Here is an 18,604-nt window from a genome sequence, read left to right as displayed (position 1 = left end):
TGCAGTTGTTTGTTCATCGAAATGAACCAAACCGCCCACATATCTCTTCAGTTGTATAACAATGTCAAATAGCGTCGGATCAATGACCCGAGAGACAAAAACCAACCGGTGCTCCATATGATTTATGGTGCAACCCGCCGACCAAAGCCTCTAGATTTTCCGCTTCGCTTCGCTTCCGAACTGTTGTTCGCCGCTCCGTCCTGCGTCCCGTTAGCGCCTCAGCGCCGCCGGTGAAGGGGTATTTACGGATTACACCCGACCCCTGCAAGTGCTTTTTCCAGAAAAATTCAAAAAAACTTCACAAGACCGAATTTTCTAAGGAAACCTGCAAAACTTCGCCTGATTTGCGGGCATTTTTTGCGGCACCTGCACCGTTATTTCCCAACACATCACTCAAAATGCCGGAATCATCCGGCAAAACTTGCGAGTCGGGGCCAAAAAAACCGCCGACTCGCGCAGCCGCCACCAATGAATCACTCGGTTTCGTCAGTCTCAGTTTGCCTTTGTGCCTGAAAACCGACGTATCCAGCCAGAACCTGCATAATCTTGAAGGCCGTTCCAGCATCATTTTCGACCACGGCCAGGAACTCTTCTTCCCCCAAACGCAAAGCGCGCAGGTCTAAGCGTACGTGCATATCTAAGGCCCGCGGAACTTTGCGGATCAGAGCCAGTTCACCAACCAGCGTTCCGGGCCCCGACGTTGCGATCACGGTACTACCGCCCCCGGGGATGGGCAGGATCATTTCAGCCTCGCCTTCCAGTATCAAATAAGCACCATCGCTCCCGTCGTCCCCCTGGCGGAACACATACGAGTTCGCGGGTGCTTCAAACCACTGTGCGCCGAAGGCTAACAATCTGAGTTGCTTTCTATCAAGCCCAGAGAATAGATCCGTTGAGACCAAGGCCCGCATCTTCTGACGCAAGTCTGCGCTTGCAGCATTGTCCTGAACACCGTCGCCCTGATCCTCGCTGTCTTTGATGCGGCCATGCTCAATTTCGTAAACGATGTCGAATTCCTCGGGTTGCTTGTTAACATCCTCGAGGAAGATCAGAATCGCTTCGGGCAGCAGTGCGCGCAAGTTGCGAATGATCTTGCGGTTGTCTTCGTTGCTATCGCCCCCAAGATACCCGTCAAGGATAAGCAGATCGGGACGTTTCATTGCCGCACGGCCGATCGACAAGGGCCCTGCAAAGGCCGAGGGCATGCCCGCGCCTGCCAGACCTGTCGGAACAGCAAACAGCAACTCGACCACTTGCTGCTTCAGACGTTCCGTCTGCAGAACGCTTTCGACCACTTCGTGCACGGCCTCGCTGCGCCCGCTGGCACTGGACTGCGTTCCATAAATCGCATTTTCCAAAACACTGAGTCCGGGCGCATAAGCACTTTCGTCCAAAGGCTCAAAGTGATCGGACACCCAGCTTTCGATCTTGGTGCGCTGCTTGTGGCGCATATCAAGGATCATGTCTTTGAGATCATCCGTGAACGCAGGCCCAATTTGTTCGGCAGAAACTTCGAAGGGAACGGTGAGAAGGTTGACCTTATCTTCGCTCTCGAGAACGTCCAGCGATTGCTCTCGCACCTTGACTGTCAGCTCGACAAGTTTCTCGAACAGTTCCGGGTTCAAACCCAGCCTGCGGAACAAGGGATGCCCAACACCATCGACACCAAAAGTGAGGTTCAGCATCTCGACCACTTCAACTGAGAGACGCATCATGCCTTCGGCTAGCCCCAATTCTTCGAGAAGCTCAAGGAAACTCCCGGCTGAGGCCTCTTGCGTGGGCATGTCGCCCTGTCGGGCCGTGGCAAAGAACAGGTTGGCGGATACTGGTAGCGCAGGATTGTATTTCTCCGGATCAAACCGGTAGTACCCCTGCCCCAGATCTGCGGCCTCAAGTGCTTCTTTGATACGAGGGCGCAATTCGACGATGCGACGAGCCAGATCGGGATGGTCTTCCGGGCTCATCACTTGGTCAAGTCCACGCCGGAACATGACATTGCCCGAGCCCAGCGCATCCATCAACTCGACCCACCAGTCACGCAGCGCATCTTCCGAGGCGACACCTGCCAGCTTTGGATCTACCCAATCGGCAAGGTAGGTATCTTCGCTATTTCCGCTGCGCCGGGTTTCTGACTCGCGATGGGCTTCGCGCGCGATGCGGTGTTCGGGAATCGCGTGTGGCATGACCGGATGATGACGCAGAGGCATCAAAAGGTTTTCACCATACGTGCCCTCAAACACATAGGGGCTGACCTCGGCGTACCCGACACGCGCAGCAATCACCATCTGGTGCAGGTCATTCAGATCCCGTCCCCCCATGATCACTTTACCGGCCGCAGGCAACACTTCTCGCGTGAGAAGTTCAGCCAACGCTCTGCGTTCTTCTGTATCGGCCGCTGAAATCCCCACCAATGCGTTGTTAGGAATACTCAGGCTGATATCCTCAAGAACCGAATCGCCATTGTGATCGCTCACGGTCACCTGACGCAACTCGATGTCACCATCCAGATGGCCAATCTCGTCGGGTGTGCCATCAAACAACTCTTCTTGCACCATGTCTTGCGGCGCAAACCGATCCAGGATCAGGTGCCAGCGCAGGGACATGTCCTGCATGCGGTTATAATAGTTGAGCAGTTCTTTCCAAGGAGACGACAAGTCTTTGTATGCGGCAAGCGCGGCAACCAATGCCCCCAACGACACCTGACCACGGATGACCAAAAGTCCACCAACCGAATAAAAGAAGAAAGGCGTGAGTTGTCCGATGAAGTTATTGAGAAACTTCATGAAGAACTTTTTCTTGTAGATGGTCAGGCGAATATCAAAAAGCGTTCCCAATCGGCGTGTGATCTTGGCAAGGCGATACCGCCAGCCTGCGTTGACCCTCAGAGTCGCTGCTCCGGTCGCGGTTTCACCGATTTCACCGGCAAGTTCGCGCACCTCTTTAATGCGGTCCTTGTTGTGCAGGTTGATCTGACGCTGCAGCTTGGGGATGATCCAGGCCTGAAACGGGATCAACGCACAGGCCGCGACACCAAACCAGAAACTCTGCGCGAAGAGAAAGAACAAGATCGTCGCCATCTGCCCGGCCTGCAATACCGGGAGGCTGATGGCATCCCCCATCATGCCGCCCATCGGTTCGGCCTCGGACGTGATCATGGACACCATCTCACCCTGAGACGTACGGCGCAGATACGGCTGTGGAAAGCGCATAATGCGCCCGATCAGTGTATACCGATACCGGCGCAGCATGCGCTCGGACAGGATACCCTTCATCGTATTGATACGCATTTTGGTCAGGCCGTGCACAATCACCGCCAACAAAAAGCCACCACACAGAACCATCAAATAAGTGATCTGGTCCAGCTCAACATCGAGCCACTCAAGATAGACATAGGCCTGATCTGCTGAAATCGCGTCGTTGATAATGCGCTTGGGCAGTTCAAGCGTCAGATACAACAACGGAAACAAACACGTGGTCAGAGCCAGCAAAACAAACTGATCCCGTTTCGAATACTTCCAGATGAAGCTGAATAATGAGCGTTCTATGGGATATGTCCTGTTGCTTTAGATCGCCCTCTTTCTGAGGCCGATGCGCGTTAAATAGATGCTAACAACCAATTGACGTTGGGATCAAGCGCCAGAAAGGATGCTGTTGGCATTTGCCAGATCCATTTTCGAGAGCTAAGGTTTTAGGTAGGGAAAGACATGGGAGCCCAGGTTCATGGACCTGACAACAAAAATTCTGATCTTGATTGCGCTGTTGCAAATCAAACATCTGATAGCAGATTTCTATTGTCAGACCCTTTGGATGCTGACCGGTCGGGACCAGTATTTTCACCTCGGCCGCACCGTCCACGCTGCAATTCACGCCGTATTCTCAATTGTGATCTTTGCCTTCTTCGGCACGCCCATCACCTGGCTTATCATTCTCTTCCTGTTTGAGTTCATCATTCACTTTCACGTCGACTTCTGGAAAGCGCGTGAGAATGTCGTGAAACAGCTGACACCGAACAACGCAAAATTCTGGCGTGCGATGGGACTGGATCAGGCCATCCACCATCTGACCAACCTATTCATGGTATGGCTCTGGATCAGCTACGTCGCCTGATCAATAACGTTCACATCAAGGTCCGCAATCACTGCGATCGTCATATCGTGGCGCAACACGAAGACTCGCACGGACTTAGAACTACCGTCATCATGTTTGGCACGTATGAGCACGCCCAAACGCAAGCCGTCCCCCACCGGAACGGGCGCCATGAATCGCAGCTTCATTTGGGTCAGCACACTGGTCGGCGCCAGCCCTGACACCACACAGTCGAGCACACCCGCAAAGAACATACCTGGTACAACGGCGGACTGAAGACCGACCTCTCTTGCCGCGTCATCACTGACGTGGATCGGGTTGGGGTCCCGGGCCAAAGACAGATAGTCAGCCACAGCACGTTCCCCAAATTGCGCTGTGTCTCGCCAGACGACGTCACCCTTGTCCATATGAGGTGGAAAGCGGCTACCTTTCAGCCGCGCCATATCATCAGGCGACACTTCGCGCTGACGTGTCTGCATTGTGCCAACCGCTGCGCCATCATCAGCAAGCAGTCGAAAATCAAAAACCCTGGCCGCGTCTTTTTGGGTTAGGGCTGCTTCAATCCCAAGAGGTTGAGATGGTTCAACAGGTGAGAAACGCTGAAAACTTTGACTTTCATGCACCATTCCCCGCCCCGGCGCTGGCCGCATTTCGTCGGCATATCCTACTAGAGCTTCATGTCCCAAAAAATATCGCAGGGGCGATAGTCGGCACCCAACCATCCTGTGGGTACACATCGGGAACCATGGCGTTCAGGCACCCCGCCAATGCCCGCACGTCCTTTGCACTCAGGCCGTTTGGGATGGTCAGAAAACTTGGAAGATCAGCCATCAAACTTGGCAAAAACCAGCGATGCGTTAATACCACCAAACGCCAATGAGTTTGACATCACTGCATTGGTCGAGATTGGACGCGCGGTATTGGCAACCGGGTCAATTCCGATCTTCGGGTCAACTTCGTTAAAGTTGATGGTTGGAGGCGCAATCTGGTGCCGCAAAGCTTCAATGGAAACCACGGCCTCGATCGCGCCGGCCGCGCCCAGTGCATGTCCGTGGATGGGTTTTGTCGACGAGACTTCAAGACCTTTCAAATCCGCGCCAAACACATCCCGCAAGGCGCCAACTTCGGTCACATCATTGGCGACTGTTCCGGTGCCTTGCGCATTAACATAGCCAATTTCGGACGGCGAAACGCCTGCGTCTGCAATGGCCAGCTCCATGCAGGCCGATGCGCGCTTTGGGTTGGGGCGCAAAAGGTCACCTGCATCAGAATTGGTGCCATAGCCAACGATCTCACAAAGAATGTCCGCGCCGCGAGCTTGGGCACTTTCTAGAGTTTCCATCACAAGAATTCCGGCCCCTTCACCAAGGGTCATGCCATTGCGATCCTTGGAGAATGGGCGGTTCTTTTCAGCAGTCATTACGCGAAGGAGTTCCCACACCCGAAACACGCCCCCAACAAGACAAGCCTCAGACCCACCCGCAAGACAGCGCTGCATCGCACCCCCTTTGAGCATCTGATAGGCCAGACCGATGGATTGGCTGCCCGAAGAGCAAGCCGTTGATGATGCATAAATCGGCCCCGACGCGCCAAACTCCATCGACACCCAGGACGCCGCGGCGTTGGTCATGATTTTGGGGACGGCCATTGGGTCGAGACGCATTTTTCGATCAACGCCAAAAGCCATGTAATTGTCGTCGAGCGTCTTTGCACCGCCAAACCCCGAGCCTATGACCACACCACAGGCATCGCCAAAATCACCGTCGGTCAATCCAGCCTGTTCAATCGCCTCATGTGCCGCGCGTACCGCATAAACGGCAACCGGGTCACGCATTCGATGTTTCAGGTCTTCGGCCAGTGTCTCTAACGAGTCAGCGGACAGCGCTGCCGCCGTGCCCACGCGCTGATTGCCGATTGCGGGAAAGTCTACGCTGCAAACCCCGCTCTGGCCCGACGCCACTCCGTGCCAAAGCGCTTCGCGTCCAAGCCCACAAGCAGAAACGGCGCCCGCGCCTGTGACAACAACCCTTGTCACGCTTGGTTTTCTTTCTGATGCTGCTCGATTTTGGCCTGCGCCAAATTCAAGAGCTCCTGCACAGTTTCGACGTCGCTCAACTCATTGTCGACCGATTTGTAGACGCCATACTCTTCTTCCAGCGCCATCAGGATCATTACAAAGTCTGCCGACTAGATATCCAAATCCTCAAGGCGGTATTCCGGTTTTATGTCGGAGATGTCCACCATCCCCTCGCGCGCTACAAGTTCAAGCAGATCTTGGGAAAGATTGGTTGTGTCACTGGCCATGTTATCCTCGTCAAAAGATGCAGTCGGATCGCTAAGCAGAGTTATCGGTTAAGTCTAGAAGGCATCGCCGTTGGATGCCAGTGTCAACCTGACTGCAGGTCCTTACTCTTTGGGGAAATCTCATGTTTCCCTACATTCCGGGAGCGACGGGTTCTGTTGAAGGGCCACCGGCCTCTTTCCAATCCTTGAAACCGCCAAGATTAAAAACCTGCTCGTAACCCATATCTTTAAGCAATTTACCGGCGAGTGCCGCACGCCCTCCGCTGGCGCAATGCAGGATAACAGGCCGATCGAAACGCAGTTCCGCATCGTGAAATGGTGTCGCGGGGTCTGCGCGAAACTCCAGCATTCCACGTGGAATATGATGACTGCCTTCGGCCCGCCCAGCCATTTGCAATTCAGGCGCGTCGCGGATGTCTAGTAACAACGCACCAGCCTCGATCTTCGCAATCGCATCTTCGGTTGAAATCACTGGTACCACGGCATGGGCGGCCTCCAAAAGCTGGGCAGCTGTCACGGGCATGCGTTGTCTCCTGTTGCGTCTGTGTGCTGCTACGTTAGGCGGCACCGCCCCAGAAGAAAAGCCGTTTCATACTCGGTGTCTTTCTGGCAGCGCCGCGCATCACAGACAGTGAACAGGAATGCATCATAGAGACCGCCTCGCCCCACCACGCCACTAAATATGGTACCACTCGCAACATCTGGTTGATTATCGCTGTTTAACTGGATAGAGGTGGCCCCACAGGTGCATAGACGCGGTATGCAAGACTGACGCACGGGACTCGTTGGCCACAGGCAAGCGAGTCCCGTCTCATTCTCTGGACATGAAAAGGGCACTCGATCGCGAGGGGTCGAACTGGGTCTTCCGAACACTATCCTAGAGTAGAAATGGAAGAAGACGTCAGGTGCTCAGACGCGGTCTTTGCAACGCGACCCGCAGGTCACAATCCTGACGCCTTCCATGAAAGGCTATATCCCGAAAGATACATCCATTCAGTTTGCTTCGGCTCTGAAAGAACCTTGGCAGCGAGATTCAGACCCAAAGGTCTGTCCCCCCAAACCGACATCCGGGCGAACCCTTTTGCCGATCCACGCTCGGGCTTTTACACTGCCTTCCCTACCTGCCACCTAAGTGACCTGCCGTTTCGGCCAGCGTCCCAGTTTCATCACCACGAGGTCGGTTCAGTAACCTATCCCTTCCCCGCTCCGATCCCGAAAGACCTTTCGCGTCCCGCTCCGGGTCAATGACCCTTTGCGTTAACTTGATGCTGCGGCAGAGACCCTGAGTCGGGCAAGGAAAAAACACGGCCAAAAGCACATTTTTTGGGGATAAAACTTTGGAATTGCTTGTGGATTTCCTGTGGAAAGGTTTGGATTTCACTGTAATGAGAGTGCTTTGCACAGGGATAACTCGCCCGCTGCATAAACTTCGCGACTCGCGGCACTTTGGCGCCTGAGGCTGCGATTATCCCGGCGCAGGCCTACAAACAAGTGCTGGTTCGCGCCTTCTGTGAAATTTACGTCGGGCGTTGCTTTTGTGATGGTGAGAGCGTTCAAGCTATGTTCGGTCTGGCCTTCGCACCCAGCTCACAAGCCGAAGAGCATCGCGCACCCTGTGCCACGATCGACGAGAAGAGACGTCCCGAACCCTAAGTCTGCGCGCAGTCTGAAACCTCATCCCGGCTGCCAGCAAACCCTTGGCACCGCCCGTACAGCGACAGAGGGCCTTGTGGCTAAAGAAACTGTCCCAGGTCTTGGTTGGCTGTTGCCAATCAGGCCCGAAACAAGCCCTAAGGTGTTCCGAAGCGTGGCGTGGCACGTTGACGTCGACCCCGTGGAACTGCATGGGTTCAACTCCGTCAAAGGCTTGCTGATAGGACAAGTGATTTTTGCGAAAGATCAGCTCAAACATGACGCTGTGATTGGCAAAAACGGCCACGTAGAGATCCACCAAAAGACCATCACGAAACAGCCCGACATTGGTCAAACGCCCTTCGATAACACTTTGTTTGTAGGCGAAAAAACCCTCGGCTTTAAACGCGTCGATCAGCTCGTTGGTTAACGCCGACCGGTCCACACGAAAGTCGATATCGCCATCTCCAGGAATGAAACCATCGTCCCTTACAATGCCCAGCAGTGTGCCATCACAGACATAGTGTAAGACCTTAAAATCATTTAGGATTTCTGCAACATCGGCCAATACATTCAAGGCCGTTTCGGGAATCTGCGCGGGGTCCAACGCGCCAAGCGACTCCTCTGACACCACGTAATGCCGCAGTGACCGCGCGCGCGGCTTGTAGACGAGTTCAATCACACGATTGACCCCTTGTATTCCTGAGACATTCCCCCACCCCAGCGGTTTCGAACACACATTCAGAGTTTATGACATAACTCCGAAAAATGTGCGAGAAAACCTGTTGAATTGCCAATCGCAACGCAGCCGTGCGTATCTATCGCTAGGAAAGACACACATAGGGATCGCACCCGGGCTTCCGAGCGCGCCAGGACGGAACGGGTAGATTTTTCAAAAACAGGCAGGTCAGTCCAGCGCGTATATCTTTTTCGCGACCGCGGCCGATACGGGAATGGCCGCAAAAAAGCCGACCAAGGCAGCGATCAGGATGGGAATAGGAGTGTCATTGCCGGTCGCCAAGGCAGCCACCACAGCCGATCCGGCGATCGTTGAGCCGATGAACAAATGCAGGATAAGGGCGAGACGCAACATGAGAATACCTCTGGGTGATGCAAGGGCGTTTCCGATGCGACTCATATATCAAAGATGGAATGTATTTGACTTTGATCTGGGTCACATACCTCCCGCACCGACGAACACGAAGTGCTGCCCGAAGGCGGGCTGGAGCCAGTGCCTCAGGTGAGTTGTCCGTGACGATGGTGCGGCCAGACCGGAAACCATACTGGCGGTTTTGGAGACGTGTGTGAGGGTGACCTCCACCTTGAATTCACCAGGTGATAACCGCAATTGACTCACTCAATAGGACACCCAGGAACCTCCGACACAAAGTCACCTGCGCCACAGTGTTCTTTACGGTTACTCTGGCAGATCGTCGCAGCGACCGCTTGCTGCGCAAGATTAAGGCCCTACGTGCCGCGGTTCGGATGGCGCGAAAAGACCGTCCCTTTTAGATTGAGGCTTGGAGGGTGTTTCCGTAGGGCAGGGATTATCCCGGCTGGTCGGTGCAACGGTGAGGTTAGTCATCCATTTTCAGCGCTGAGATAAACGCTTCTTGTGGGATGTTGACCTGCCCGAACTGGCGCATCTTTTTCTTACCCTTTTTCTGCTTGTCCAGCAGTTTGCGTTTCCGTGTGGCGTCGCCGCCGTAACACTTGGCGGTCACGTCTTTGCGCATGGCAGACAGGGTTTCGCGGGCAATGACTTTGCCGCCGATGGCCGCCTGGATCGGGATTTTGAACATGTGGCGGGGGATCAGATCTTTGAGCTTTTCGCACATCGCCCGGCCGCGTTCTTCGGCGCGGTCGCGGTGGACCATCATCGACAGGGCATCAACGGGCTCGTCATTCACCAGCACCGACATTTTAACGAGGTTATCCTCGCGGTAATCCTCCATCTGGTAGTCAAACGAGGCATAGCCCTTGGTCACCGATTTCAGACGGTCATAAAAGTCGAACACCACTTCGTTCAGCGGCAGATCATAGACCACCATGGCGCGGCTGCCGGCATAGGTCAGATCCAGCTGGATGCCGCGGCGGTCCTGACAGAGTTTCAGAACATCGCCAAGGTACTCGTCCGGCACAAGGATCGTTGCCTTTATGCGGGGTTCCTCGAGGTGATTGACCTTGGACATATCGGGCATGTCGGCTGGGTTGTGCAGGTCGATTTTCTCGCCCATCTCGCCCTCTTTGCCCTTCATGTAAACATGATAGATCACCGACGGCGCGGTGGTGATCAGGTCAATGTTGTATTCCCGTTCGATGCGGTCACGGATCACTTCGAGGTGCAACAGGCCAAGGAAACCGCAGCGAAAGCCAAAGCCCAGCGCGGCAGAGGTTTCCATTTCGAACGAGAAGCTGGCGTCATTGAGCGCCAGTTTGTCGATGGCATCCCGCAGGTCTTCGAATTCGGCGGAATCCACCGGGAAGAGGCCACAGAAGACCACAGGCTGCGCAGGCTTAAAGCCCGGCAGCGCGTCCTCGGTGCCGTTGCGGTCATTGGTGATGGTGTCGCCGACGCGGGTGTCACGCACCTGTTTGATCGAGGCGGTGAGAAAGCCGATCTCGCCGGGACCAAGGCTGTCGACCATTTGCATCTCGGGGCGGAAGACGCCGACGCGATCAACGCTGTGCAGCGTGCCGTTCGACATGAATTTGACCCGCTGGCCCTTTTTCAGGGTGCCGTCCATGATGCGGACAAGGACGATCACACCAAGATAGGCGTCGTACCACGAATCCACGAGCATGGCCTTCAATGGCGCGTCTACGTTTCCTTTTGGCGCGGGCAGGTCGTGCACAATGGCTTCGAGCGTTTCGTGGATACCCTGCCCCGTCTTGGCGGAAACCTGAATGGCACCGGTGGCGTCGATGCCAATGACGTCTTCGATCTGTTCGGCCACACGGTCACAGTCGGACGCAGGCAGGTCAATCTTGTTGAGGATCGGGACGATTTCATGGTCCGCGTCCAGGGCGTGGTAGACGTTGGCGAGTGTCTGCGCCTCAACCCCTTGCGAGCTGTCGACCACCAAAAGCGAGCCTTCGACCGCGCGCATTGAGCGGGAGACTTCATAGGCAAAATCAACGTGCCCGGGGGTGTCGATCAGGTTCAGCACATAGGTTTCACCATCATCGGCCTGATAGTCGATGCGGACGGTGTTGGCCTTGATCGTAATACCGCGCTCGCGCTCGATATCCATCGAGTCCAGGAGCTGTTCCTTCATGTCACGATCCTTGACCGTGCCCGTCTCTTGGATGAGGCGGTCAGCAAGGGTGGATTTCCCGTGGTCGATATGTGCGACGATGGAGAAATTGCGGATTTTATTCAGGTCGGTCATGGTTGCGGGATATGAGGGGAAAAGTGGGGTTGGTCAAGGTGGTTTGGCTATGAACAAGTACGGGGTAGGCGCGGCGTTTTTAAGCCTGATTTGCCTTCTCTCTTTGCAAGTGTCCCTGGTGAGAGCTGACAGTGCTTCAGGACAGGATCGATACCGAATATTCCTGAACTTGAACTTTTTGCAGGAATTTCGACAGGGCGTTCACGTTTCAAGCCTAGGTCAAGTAAGCGGATATCTTGGCCCAACGGATTTTCCCGAGAAGGAATGACGTGAGTTTCTGATCTTTATTGGTGGTAGTTTCCTCAGCAAAGTCGGTGCAAACTCTGCTTTCTCTGCTTTTGGCCAATTGCACGCTGAATTGGCGCAGGAAGGAGCCTTTCCAAGCGAGAGTTTCAATGATCCCGTACTTTTCTACGCGATGGGGCTTCAGAAGTATGTTTGCAACACTTGTGATATCAGGTTCTTGGAAGACGGTGAAAAAGATGACGCGTTCTGGCATTTTGGGGCGCTCAACGACCCTATGGGAGAGACGGGTGAACCCAATTGGACCCTTAACTTCAATTTGGCGGTCAAGGACCACGTATATGTCATAATCCAAACCTGGCTAGAAGCTCCGACTAGCAGCGAGTAAGAACACTGGTTTAATGCGTTTCGTACTTATGCACTTTGCCCTCCGTTGGCGGACGATCCCAACTGCGCGAGACCGGAAGGGTTTTTTGAGCTTAAATGGCACTGAGTATCTGGCGGTCTTTGGCCCATCGGTGACGGCAGAGTGAACCCCGCCTTACGGCGTTCTACCAGCGATTTGCGAAATGAGTTGGAAAACGTGATCCAGTTCGCGCCCGGCGCGCATGGGGTGGGCGGGAAGCGCCCGCCCCGTGGGGGGGGTGACGGGCGCTGCGCTGCTGGGGGCAGCTCTTGGGAGAGATTTCTTCCCCCTGCCCTCTTGAACCCTGCCTTGGTGGTTCCGAGATTCTGGATTAGCTTTGTAAGCATTGCGCGACTGGATTTGAGATGAACCGCCGATTGACCATTCTGATGTGTGCCGACCTTGTGGGGTATTCTGCTTTGATGGGGCAGGACGAGGCCCTGGCGGTGCAGTCGGTGCGGGATCTGAAAAAGAAACATCTGGAGCCGGTGGCCGCCAACTATGGTGGCGAGGTGTTGAAGCGCATGGGCGACGGGTGGATTCTGTCCTTTCCCGGCGTTGAGGCCGCACTGAATTGTGCCGAAGAGGTGCAGACCGGGTTGGCCGATCACGAGGTCATCAAACTGCGCATTGGCTGTCACATTGGCGAGATTGTCGAGGATGAGGATGATTTCTATGGCAATGGCGTGAATATTGCACAACGGATCGAGACCGAGGCGCCTCCCGGCGGGTTGATGTTCTCAGAAGACCTGTTTCGGCAACTCTCAGAGACGCGGCAAGACGAGTTGAGCGATGCGGGTGTGTTCAAGCTGAAGAATATCGCGACGCCGATGCGGCTGTATCAGTGGCGTCCGGCGAACCTGACCACGGCGCCTGATGCGGGCGCCCTGCCCTCAATCGGGTTTGAGGCCTTTGTATTTGCGCCAAATGATGCGGACACCGAAGCGCTGGCGATGGATCTGCATGAAGGCATTCTGAAGGACTCACTGAAGCGTACAGGCTTTACAACGATTGACGTGGGCGACGACCCAGTAACGCCAACGGTGTTTCTGGTGCGGGGGCGGCTGCGGGTGGCCCGGGATCGGGCGCGGTTTACGCTGACGCTTTTGTTGCGCGAAGATATGAGCACGTTGTGGTCAGGCACTTATGAGGGCGACGCAAGCGACCCTTTCGGGTTCTGCGACGAGATCGTGGCGCGGGCCGAAAGTGACATCCGCATCCAGACAATCCAGCATGATGGAGATCGACAAGCGCATTTGAGTGACGACAAGCTGAGTGTTTCTGAGTTGCGGGCGCGGGCGGCAAACCTGTTTTTCAAGCAAAAACTGGGCGATTGGGAAAAGGCGTATGCGGCTTTAGAGCGTGCGGTGGCCTTGTCGCCAGAGGACGGGATGGCGCTGGCAATGCGGGCGCAGAACCGGATCAACTGGTGGGCCATTCGCCACGAAGAGGTGTCTGACGCACTGGTGGACGAATTGGGACGGGATCTGGACCGGGCGGCGGAAGAGTTGCCCGGAAGCGATTTTGTCTATTGGGCGCGTGGCGCGTTCAAGCTGCAATTCCTTGATGACCTTGATGCTGCCCGGTTTGACCAACGGCGCTGCCGTGAGGTGAATCCGAACTTTATTGGTGTCACCGAACTTGAGTCGCACTTGGCATTGCGCGAGGGACGATTTGCCGACGCGCTGGAAGCCTTTTCAGCCTATAAGGTGATTGGCTCGGAGGATCCGTTCAAGCTGACGCGTCTGTGCCTGACGGCGCGGATGCATCTCTGCGCCGGAAATCATGAAGCGGCGCTGAAGGATGCAACCGAAGCGAGCTATCTCGCGCCGCAAGAACGGGGCGTGCAGTTGCTGAAGGCGCTGGTCTGCCGCGAAGCTGAGGATCAGGCCGGGCTGGCGGCGGCGCGCAAGGCGGCCAATGCGCTGGACAAGGGGATCTCGATCCATACCCCAAAGTCGCCTTTGCCGGACGACTTTCAGTGGATCAACGACGCCCTGCATCCTGAGGCTGAACCAGTATGACCCATGAGATGGCACCATGATGCTGGTGAGGGCGGGTCTTACGGCCTTGGTCATCGGCACGGGTTTTGTACCGGGGCTGGCGGCGGCCGAGGGTCTTGCTCTAACCGTCGAGGGCCTGCGCAATGGCAAGGGCAAGGTGATGGTTGTCGTCTTTGACAATGCCGCTGCCTATAACGCCTTTGACTACATGAATGCGGTGGACTACGCCGAGATCCCGGCCCGCAAAGGTCAGGTCACACATCACTTCAAGACGATGACCAAAGGACCATATGCCATTGTTCTGTTTCATGACGAGAACAATGATGACGATCTGAATTACACCGACACACATCTGTTAGAGGGGCTGGGCGCAAGTGGTGCTCCGAACCCTGAAGACGAGCCGACATTCGGCCAAGCGTCAGTATTTCCGGGCAAAGTGACGGTGCACGTGCACTACGACATGTGACGCAAAGGACGCGTGGAAGGCCCGAGTTTTCGGAACATGTCGACGCGGATCAGAAGGCGCGCTAGATCGTGATCCAGTCGAAAGGGTCTGACATGCAGCGTTTGGTTCAATCTCTTCTGGTCTGTCTGGCGATAGCAGGACCGGCACTTGCGCAAGAACGCTCGGCGCGCACGGAACGCACGCAATTGGCCGACGATCCAACCAAGATTATCACCAAGCTGGGAGTGCGCTACACCGAGGACGTCTCAATCTCGGGGTCGGTGGCGTTTGGACCGGTGACCAAGATCAACGCATCCTATTCGGAAACCGGAGAGTGGTCTTTGGGAGGGTCGTACCTGTTCAACTTTGGCATTGTGAATGTCGCCGCATCACACCGGGAGTTGGACAATGGGACCAGCCAGACGCAGTATTCGCTGGGCACCTTTGTGCCGCTAAGCGCGCTGGGGGCCAGTACCGGGAAATGGCAGATGTTCCCCATGGCCGGGGTGAATTACATTGAGGGCAGCAGCGTTGATTTGGACACGGTTCTAAGCAACGATCTGCCCGTCGCGACCTCAAGCAAGGGCGGATACATCGGGGTGATGGGATTGCGCCCACTTAACGAAAAATGGGTGTTTCGTGGTGTGCTGGTCGGGTCGGCCGGGTCGGACAATTACAGCGGCTATACCATCGGAGGCGGGTTTTCATACATGATCACCAAGCGCGATCGAGTATCGGCCTTTGCCTCATATATCGACAACAGTTTCGGCACCCGGGATGCGATTGGCATCAGCTATTCTCGCGAATTCTGAAGACGCAGCGGGGCGAACCTCGCCCTATGATTTTTCCGTCAACAGATGGCTGTCTTTGGCGGTGAGGTCGAGGCCGTAAGCGCTGCGCATCTGGGTAATGAAATCAAGCGTTTCGGGGCCAAAAGGCGGCTTGCCTTCAAAACTGTGCAACACGATGCCTTCAAGCAGATCACCGAGACCAATCTCGTGGTGGGCAGCGATGGCCAAAGGGGCGGTGGACACCTATCAAGTGTTGCAGATCCTATTTTTCCGGCAGATCGTGGTGTTCCTGTCGGCGCTGCCCACGATTGCGAGATCACTGCCGGGCAGCCTGAGAACGCGGCATCCGGGATGGCATGCACTACGATTGGCCGGTGCATCTGCCTCGCTGGCCTGCGGCATCTGGGCCGTATCGGTGCTGCCGCTGACCACCGCATCGACACTGGGCTTTGCAAATGTGTTTTTTGTCGCCCTGTTAGCCATGTGGGTCTTGGGAGAGCCGCTTGGTCGGCACCGGATGGCCGCCATCGTGGCAGGGTTCATCGGCGTGGTGATCGTGATGCGGCCAGGATTGGATGCAGAGATCGCGAAATACGCATTGATCCCTTTGGCGGCAGCTTTGGGAGCAGCCGTAGCGCGGCTGGCGGTGCGCAGGCTGTCACAAGGCGAGTCGACGGCGACACTCTTATTGTATCAGTCATTGTTCGCCGGGTTGGCCTCGGGCGTGCCACTGGTGTGGCTGTGGGTAACACCCGGCTGGTTTGATCTGGGGTACCTCTTGGCGATGGGACTATTGGCAAGTGTTGGACAATGGCTCGGCATCAAGGCGCTACGACTGGGCGAGGCCAGCGTGGTGAGCAGCATAGACTACACGCAGTTGATCTATGCCGCCGTGCTGGGGTTTGCGGTGTTTGACGAGATTCCAGATGGGTTCACGATCGCCGGAGCGGTCATGATCGTGGGGGCTGCGGTGTCTATGTTTTACCGAGAGCGCATGCGGACGGTGGGGGTGATGGGGTGACCCCCTACCCTTTCAAGCGGCGGGCAGCGAGCGTTGAAAGCCCTGCCATCACCGCCGCGGTGAAGAGGCAGAGGGGGAGGCCTCCGACCTGGTATGAGAGGCCAGAAAGCAACGTGCCCATCAGGCGGCCTGCGGCGTTAGACATGTAATAAAAGCCGACATCCATCGTCACCCGCTCACCCGTGGTGAAGGCGAGGATCAGGTAGGAGTGCACCGAAGAGTTCACCGCAAAGACAAGCCCGAAAACCAAGAGGCCCAGGACAAGGATGGCGGTGAGATTTGGCAAGTTAAGCCAGACCGCGAGGGACAGGACCAGCGGGATCAGCGTCAGGATGGCAACCCAAATGACGGCCTTGTGCACGATCTCGGGCGTGGTGCTGGTTTTCGCCTTGAGCAATTGCGGCGCCAATCCCTGCACAAAGCCATAGAGGATGATCCAGAGCGCCATGAAGCTGCCAATCATGAAAAAAGCAGCGCGGTTGCCCTCTTCGCTGCCATCGGACAGGACGGCGTAGAAATAGATCGGGATGCCGACCACGAACCAGACGTCGCGCGCGCCAAACAGGAACATGCGGGCCAGTGACAGGCGATTGACGTTGGGATCCTTGGAAAAGACCTGAGAGAACTTGGCGGACTTTTTGCCCTGCGGCAGGCCTGCGGGCATAAAGGGAACGACGCCGATCAGGATCACGGCCAGCACCACCGCCATGACCCAGACAGAGGTGGCAAAACCCCAGAGCCCTAACAGCACCGCACCCAGAAAAAAGCCAAACCCTTTGACGGAGTTCTTGGAGCCGGTGAGGATGGCGACCCATTTGAACAGCGCGCCTTCGCCCGTTGGGGCGAGGATTTTGACGGCGGATTTGGCGGACATCTTGGCCAAGTCCTTGGCAATGCCCGAAAGCCCTTGCACACACATCACGAAGGTGACCGAGGCGGTCAGGCCCCATGCGGGATCAAGCTGTGCCAGAGCGATCAGGGCAACGATCTGAATGCCAAGCCCGGCATAGAGCGTTGAGGTCAAGCCAAAGCGCGCCGCGAGCCAGCCTGCCGACAGGTTGGTGACCACGCCCATGACCTCGTAAAGCAGGAACAGATAGGCCAGTTGCACCGGGCTGAAGCCCAGGGTGTGAAAGTGCAACAGCACCAGCATCCGCAGCGCGCCATCGGTGAGCATAAAGGCCCAGTAGGCGGCGGTCACGGTGATATAGGCGGCATGGCCTTGGGGTTTTTCTGCTGTGGTCATGGGGCAAAGGCTCCGACGCCTAGAGGCTGGCAATAACCATTCGGGTCACGTCGGCCAATCTCCACGCGTAGCCCCATTCGTTGTCATACCATGCGTAGATCTTGACGTGGCGCTTGTTGACCACACGGGTCGAGAGCGCATCCACGATGGTTGACCGGTCGTCATTGGTGTAATCGGTTGAGACCAGAGGGCGTGTTTCATAGCCCAGGATACCTTCCAGCGGACCTTTGGCGGCCTCTTCAAACAGGTCGTTGACCTCTTCGGCGGTCGTGTCGCGGGAAACATCGAACACGATATCTGTCAGGGACGCATTCAGGAGCGGCACGCGCACAGCGTGGCCATCAATGCGACCTTCAAGTTCAGGGAAAATCTGAATGATGGCCTTGGCCGAGCCGGTTGTGGTGGGAATCAGGGAATTGAGCGCCGAGCGTGCGCGGCGTGGGTCTTTGTGCACCTTGTCGACAATCACTTGCGTGTTGGTGACGTCGTGGATGGTCGTAAAGCTGGCCTGCTCAATGCCCAGGTGTTCGTTGATGACCTGTACCACAGGCGCAATACAGTTGGTGGTGCACGAGGCCGCAGTGATGACTTTGTGCGCATTGGCGTCATAGATGTCGTGGTTCACGCCGTAGACGATATTGGCAACATCATCCTCTTTCACGGGTGCCGAAACCACGACCTTTTTCACGCATGCGTCGAAATAGGGTTGCAGCCTGGCGTTGGTCTTAAAGGCGCCAGTGCAATCGACGACGAGGTCGATGCCCATCTCGCCCAGCGGCAGGTCTGAGAGATCGCGGGTGGTCGTGAACCGCATCTTGTGACCGTCGATGGTGATGCTGTCTGCGTCGTGGGCAAAGTCGGCGCGCCAGCGGCCGTGCACGGTGTCGAACTCTAAAAGATGGGCGTGCAGGCCTGCGTCGCCTTCACCGTCGTTGAGGAGGACGATCTCGGCATCAAGCCCAAGGTCAAAGAAGCTGCGGATCACCAGCTTGCCCATGCGGCCAAGCCCATTGATGGCGATTTTGGTCATTGTGT

Annotated in this window: 16 protein-coding genes; 5 read left to right on the top strand and 11 right to left on the bottom strand. The window is 56.0% G+C overall.

The window, feature by feature from the left end:
* Positions 1-473 precede the first annotated feature (473 nt).
* Positions 474-3,488, bottom strand: a complete 3,015-nt coding sequence (locus tag Q0932_RS19545) for an ABC transporter transmembrane domain-containing protein (protein WP_299356776.1) — start codon at positions 3,486-3,488, stop codon at positions 474-476.
* Between the two features lie 232 nt (positions 3,489-3,720).
* On the opposite strand from Q0932_RS19545, the gene Q0932_RS19540 reads away from it, so the two are divergent.
* Positions 3,721-4,107, top strand: coding sequence for a DUF3307 domain-containing protein (locus Q0932_RS19540; RefSeq protein ID WP_299356775.1), 387 nt, complete (start codon positions 3,721-3,723; stop codon positions 4,105-4,107).
* Here the strand turns inward: Q0932_RS19540 and Q0932_RS19535 are convergent.
* From Q0932_RS19535 to lepA, 7 genes are all read right to left on the bottom strand, one after another.
* The gene (locus Q0932_RS19535; protein WP_299356774.1) at positions 4,095-4,565 is read right to left on the bottom strand and encodes a MaoC/PaaZ C-terminal domain-containing protein; all 471 of its coding nucleotides are present in this window, start codon (positions 4,563-4,565) and stop codon (positions 4,095-4,097) included. The two genes, Q0932_RS19540 and Q0932_RS19535, sit on opposite strands and share 13 nt — an antisense overlap.
* Before the next feature lie 344 nt (positions 4,566-4,909).
* On the bottom strand, positions 4,910-6,121 hold the full coding sequence (locus tag Q0932_RS19530; protein ID WP_299356773.1) for a beta-ketoacyl-[acyl-carrier-protein] synthase family protein: 1,212 nt from the start codon (positions 6,119-6,121) through the stop codon (positions 4,910-4,912).
* A complete protein-coding gene (locus Q0932_RS19525; protein WP_299356772.1) occupies positions 6,118-6,258 on the bottom strand; it encodes a hypothetical protein in 141 nt (46 codons plus the stop codon). Before Q0932_RS19525 ends, Q0932_RS19530 begins: the two co-directional genes overlap by 4 nt.
* Positions 6,259-6,520: 262 nt before the next feature.
* The gene (locus tag Q0932_RS19520) at positions 6,521-6,913 is read right to left on the bottom strand and encodes a rhodanese-like domain-containing protein (RefSeq protein ID WP_299356771.1); all 393 of its coding nucleotides are present in this window, start codon (positions 6,911-6,913) and stop codon (positions 6,521-6,523) included.
* Between the two features lie 1,035 nt (positions 6,914-7,948).
* The gene (locus Q0932_RS19515) at positions 7,949-8,704 is read right to left on the bottom strand and encodes a LicD family protein (protein ID WP_299356770.1); all 756 of its coding nucleotides are present in this window, start codon (positions 8,702-8,704) and stop codon (positions 7,949-7,951) included.
* 225 nt (positions 8,705-8,929) lie between these two features.
* The gene (locus tag Q0932_RS19510; protein WP_299356769.1) at positions 8,930-9,115 is read right to left on the bottom strand and encodes a CTP synthetase; all 186 of its coding nucleotides are present in this window, start codon (positions 9,113-9,115) and stop codon (positions 8,930-8,932) included.
* 484 nt (positions 9,116-9,599) lie between these two features.
* Complete coding sequence (gene lepA, locus Q0932_RS19505) at positions 9,600-11,414, bottom strand: translation elongation factor 4 (RefSeq protein WP_299356768.1); 1,815 nt, start codon at positions 11,412-11,414, stop codon at positions 9,600-9,602.
* A gap of 1,014 nt (positions 11,415-12,428) precedes the next feature.
* Between lepA and Q0932_RS19500 the strand changes: the two genes are divergently transcribed.
* The 3 genes from Q0932_RS19500 to Q0932_RS19490 all read left to right on the top strand — a co-directional run bounded on the left by Q0932_RS19500 (position 12,429) and on the right by Q0932_RS19490 (position 15,323).
* The gene (locus tag Q0932_RS19500; RefSeq protein WP_299356767.1) at positions 12,429-14,087 is read left to right on the top strand and encodes an adenylate/guanylate cyclase domain-containing protein; all 1,659 of its coding nucleotides are present in this window, start codon (positions 12,429-12,431) and stop codon (positions 14,085-14,087) included.
* Between the two features lie 16 nt (positions 14,088-14,103).
* Entirely contained in the window at positions 14,104-14,532 is a 429-nt protein-coding gene (locus Q0932_RS19495) for a DUF2141 domain-containing protein (protein ID WP_299356766.1), read from the top strand.
* 68 nt (positions 14,533-14,600) lie between these two features.
* Positions 14,601-15,323 carry a hypothetical protein gene (locus Q0932_RS19490; protein ID WP_299356765.1) on the top strand — a complete coding sequence of 241 codons (723 nt, stop codon included), beginning with the start codon at positions 14,601-14,603 and terminating at the stop codon, positions 15,321-15,323.
* A gap of 24 nt (positions 15,324-15,347) precedes the next feature.
* Here Q0932_RS19490 and Q0932_RS19485 read toward each other — a convergent pair whose 3' ends face one another.
* Positions 15,348-15,530: a hypothetical protein gene (locus Q0932_RS19485; RefSeq protein WP_299356764.1), complete on the bottom strand. Its 183-nt coding sequence runs from the start codon at positions 15,528-15,530 to the stop codon at positions 15,348-15,350.
* Here Q0932_RS19485 and Q0932_RS19480 point away from each other — a divergent pair.
* Positions 15,523-16,323 (top strand): DMT family transporter, encoded by an 801-nt coding sequence (locus Q0932_RS19480; RefSeq protein ID WP_299356763.1) that lies wholly within the window; start codon positions 15,523-15,525, stop codon positions 16,321-16,323. The genes Q0932_RS19485 and Q0932_RS19480 overlap by 8 nt on opposite strands.
* Positions 16,324-16,327: 4 nt before the next feature.
* Here Q0932_RS19480 and arsJ read toward each other — a convergent pair whose 3' ends face one another.
* Together arsJ and Q0932_RS19470 are read right to left on the bottom strand one after the other, a co-directional pair.
* Positions 16,328-17,569 (bottom strand): organoarsenical effux MFS transporter ArsJ, encoded by a 1,242-nt coding sequence (gene arsJ / locus Q0932_RS19475; RefSeq protein WP_299356762.1) that lies wholly within the window; start codon positions 17,567-17,569, stop codon positions 16,328-16,330.
* 19 nt (positions 17,570-17,588) lie between these two features.
* Positions 17,589-18,599, bottom strand: a complete 1,011-nt coding sequence (locus tag Q0932_RS19470) for an ArsJ-associated glyceraldehyde-3-phosphate dehydrogenase (protein ID WP_299356761.1) — start codon at positions 18,597-18,599, stop codon at positions 17,589-17,591.
* Positions 18,600-18,604 lie beyond the last annotated feature (5 nt).

Origin of the sequence: uncultured Shimia sp., assembly GCF_947498095.1 — a bacterium.
In the GTDB taxonomy this organism is placed as follows: domain Bacteria; phylum Pseudomonadota; class Alphaproteobacteria; order Rhodobacterales; family Rhodobacteraceae; genus Shimia.
Note: the sequence above shows the minus strand (reverse complement) of the source record. Positions and strands in the feature narration are given on the sequence as shown.

What these genes read in the sequence shown, in the direction of transcription:
- Q0932_RS19540 (WP_299356775.1), top strand. Translation starts at nt 3,721, where the DNA reads ATGGACCTGACAACAAAAATTCTGATCTTGATTGCGCTGTTGCAAATC.
- Q0932_RS19535 (WP_299356774.1), bottom strand. Translation starts at nt 4,565, where the DNA reads ATGCAGACACGTCAGCGCGAAGTGTCGCCTGATGATATGGCGCGGCTG.
- Q0932_RS19525 (WP_299356772.1), bottom strand. Translation starts at nt 6,258, where the DNA reads ATGATCCTGATGGCGCTGGAAGAAGAGTATGGCGTCTACAAATCGGTC.
- Q0932_RS19520 (WP_299356771.1), bottom strand. Translation starts at nt 6,913, where the DNA reads ATGCCCGTGACAGCTGCCCAGCTTTTGGAGGCCGCCCATGCCGTGGTA.
- Q0932_RS19510 (WP_299356769.1), bottom strand. Translation starts at nt 9,115, where the DNA reads ATGTTGCGTCTCGCCCTTATCCTGCATTTGTTCATCGGCTCAACGATC.
- lepA (WP_299356768.1), bottom strand. Translation starts at nt 11,414, where the DNA reads ATGACCGACCTGAATAAAATCCGCAATTTCTCCATCGTCGCACATATC.
- Q0932_RS19500 (WP_299356767.1), top strand. Translation starts at nt 12,429, where the DNA reads ATGAACCGCCGATTGACCATTCTGATGTGTGCCGACCTTGTGGGGTAT.
- Q0932_RS19495 (WP_299356766.1), top strand. Translation starts at nt 14,104, where the DNA reads ATGATGCTGGTGAGGGCGGGTCTTACGGCCTTGGTCATCGGCACGGGT.
- Q0932_RS19480 (WP_299356763.1), top strand. Translation starts at nt 15,523, where the DNA reads ATGGCCAAAGGGGCGGTGGACACCTATCAAGTGTTGCAGATCCTATTT.
- arsJ (WP_299356762.1), bottom strand. Translation starts at nt 17,569, where the DNA reads ATGACCACAGCAGAAAAACCCCAAGGCCATGCCGCCTATATCACCGTG.
- Q0932_RS19470 (WP_299356761.1), bottom strand. Translation starts at nt 18,599, where the DNA reads ATGACCAAAATCGCCATCAATGGGCTTGGCCGCATGGGCAAGCTGGTG.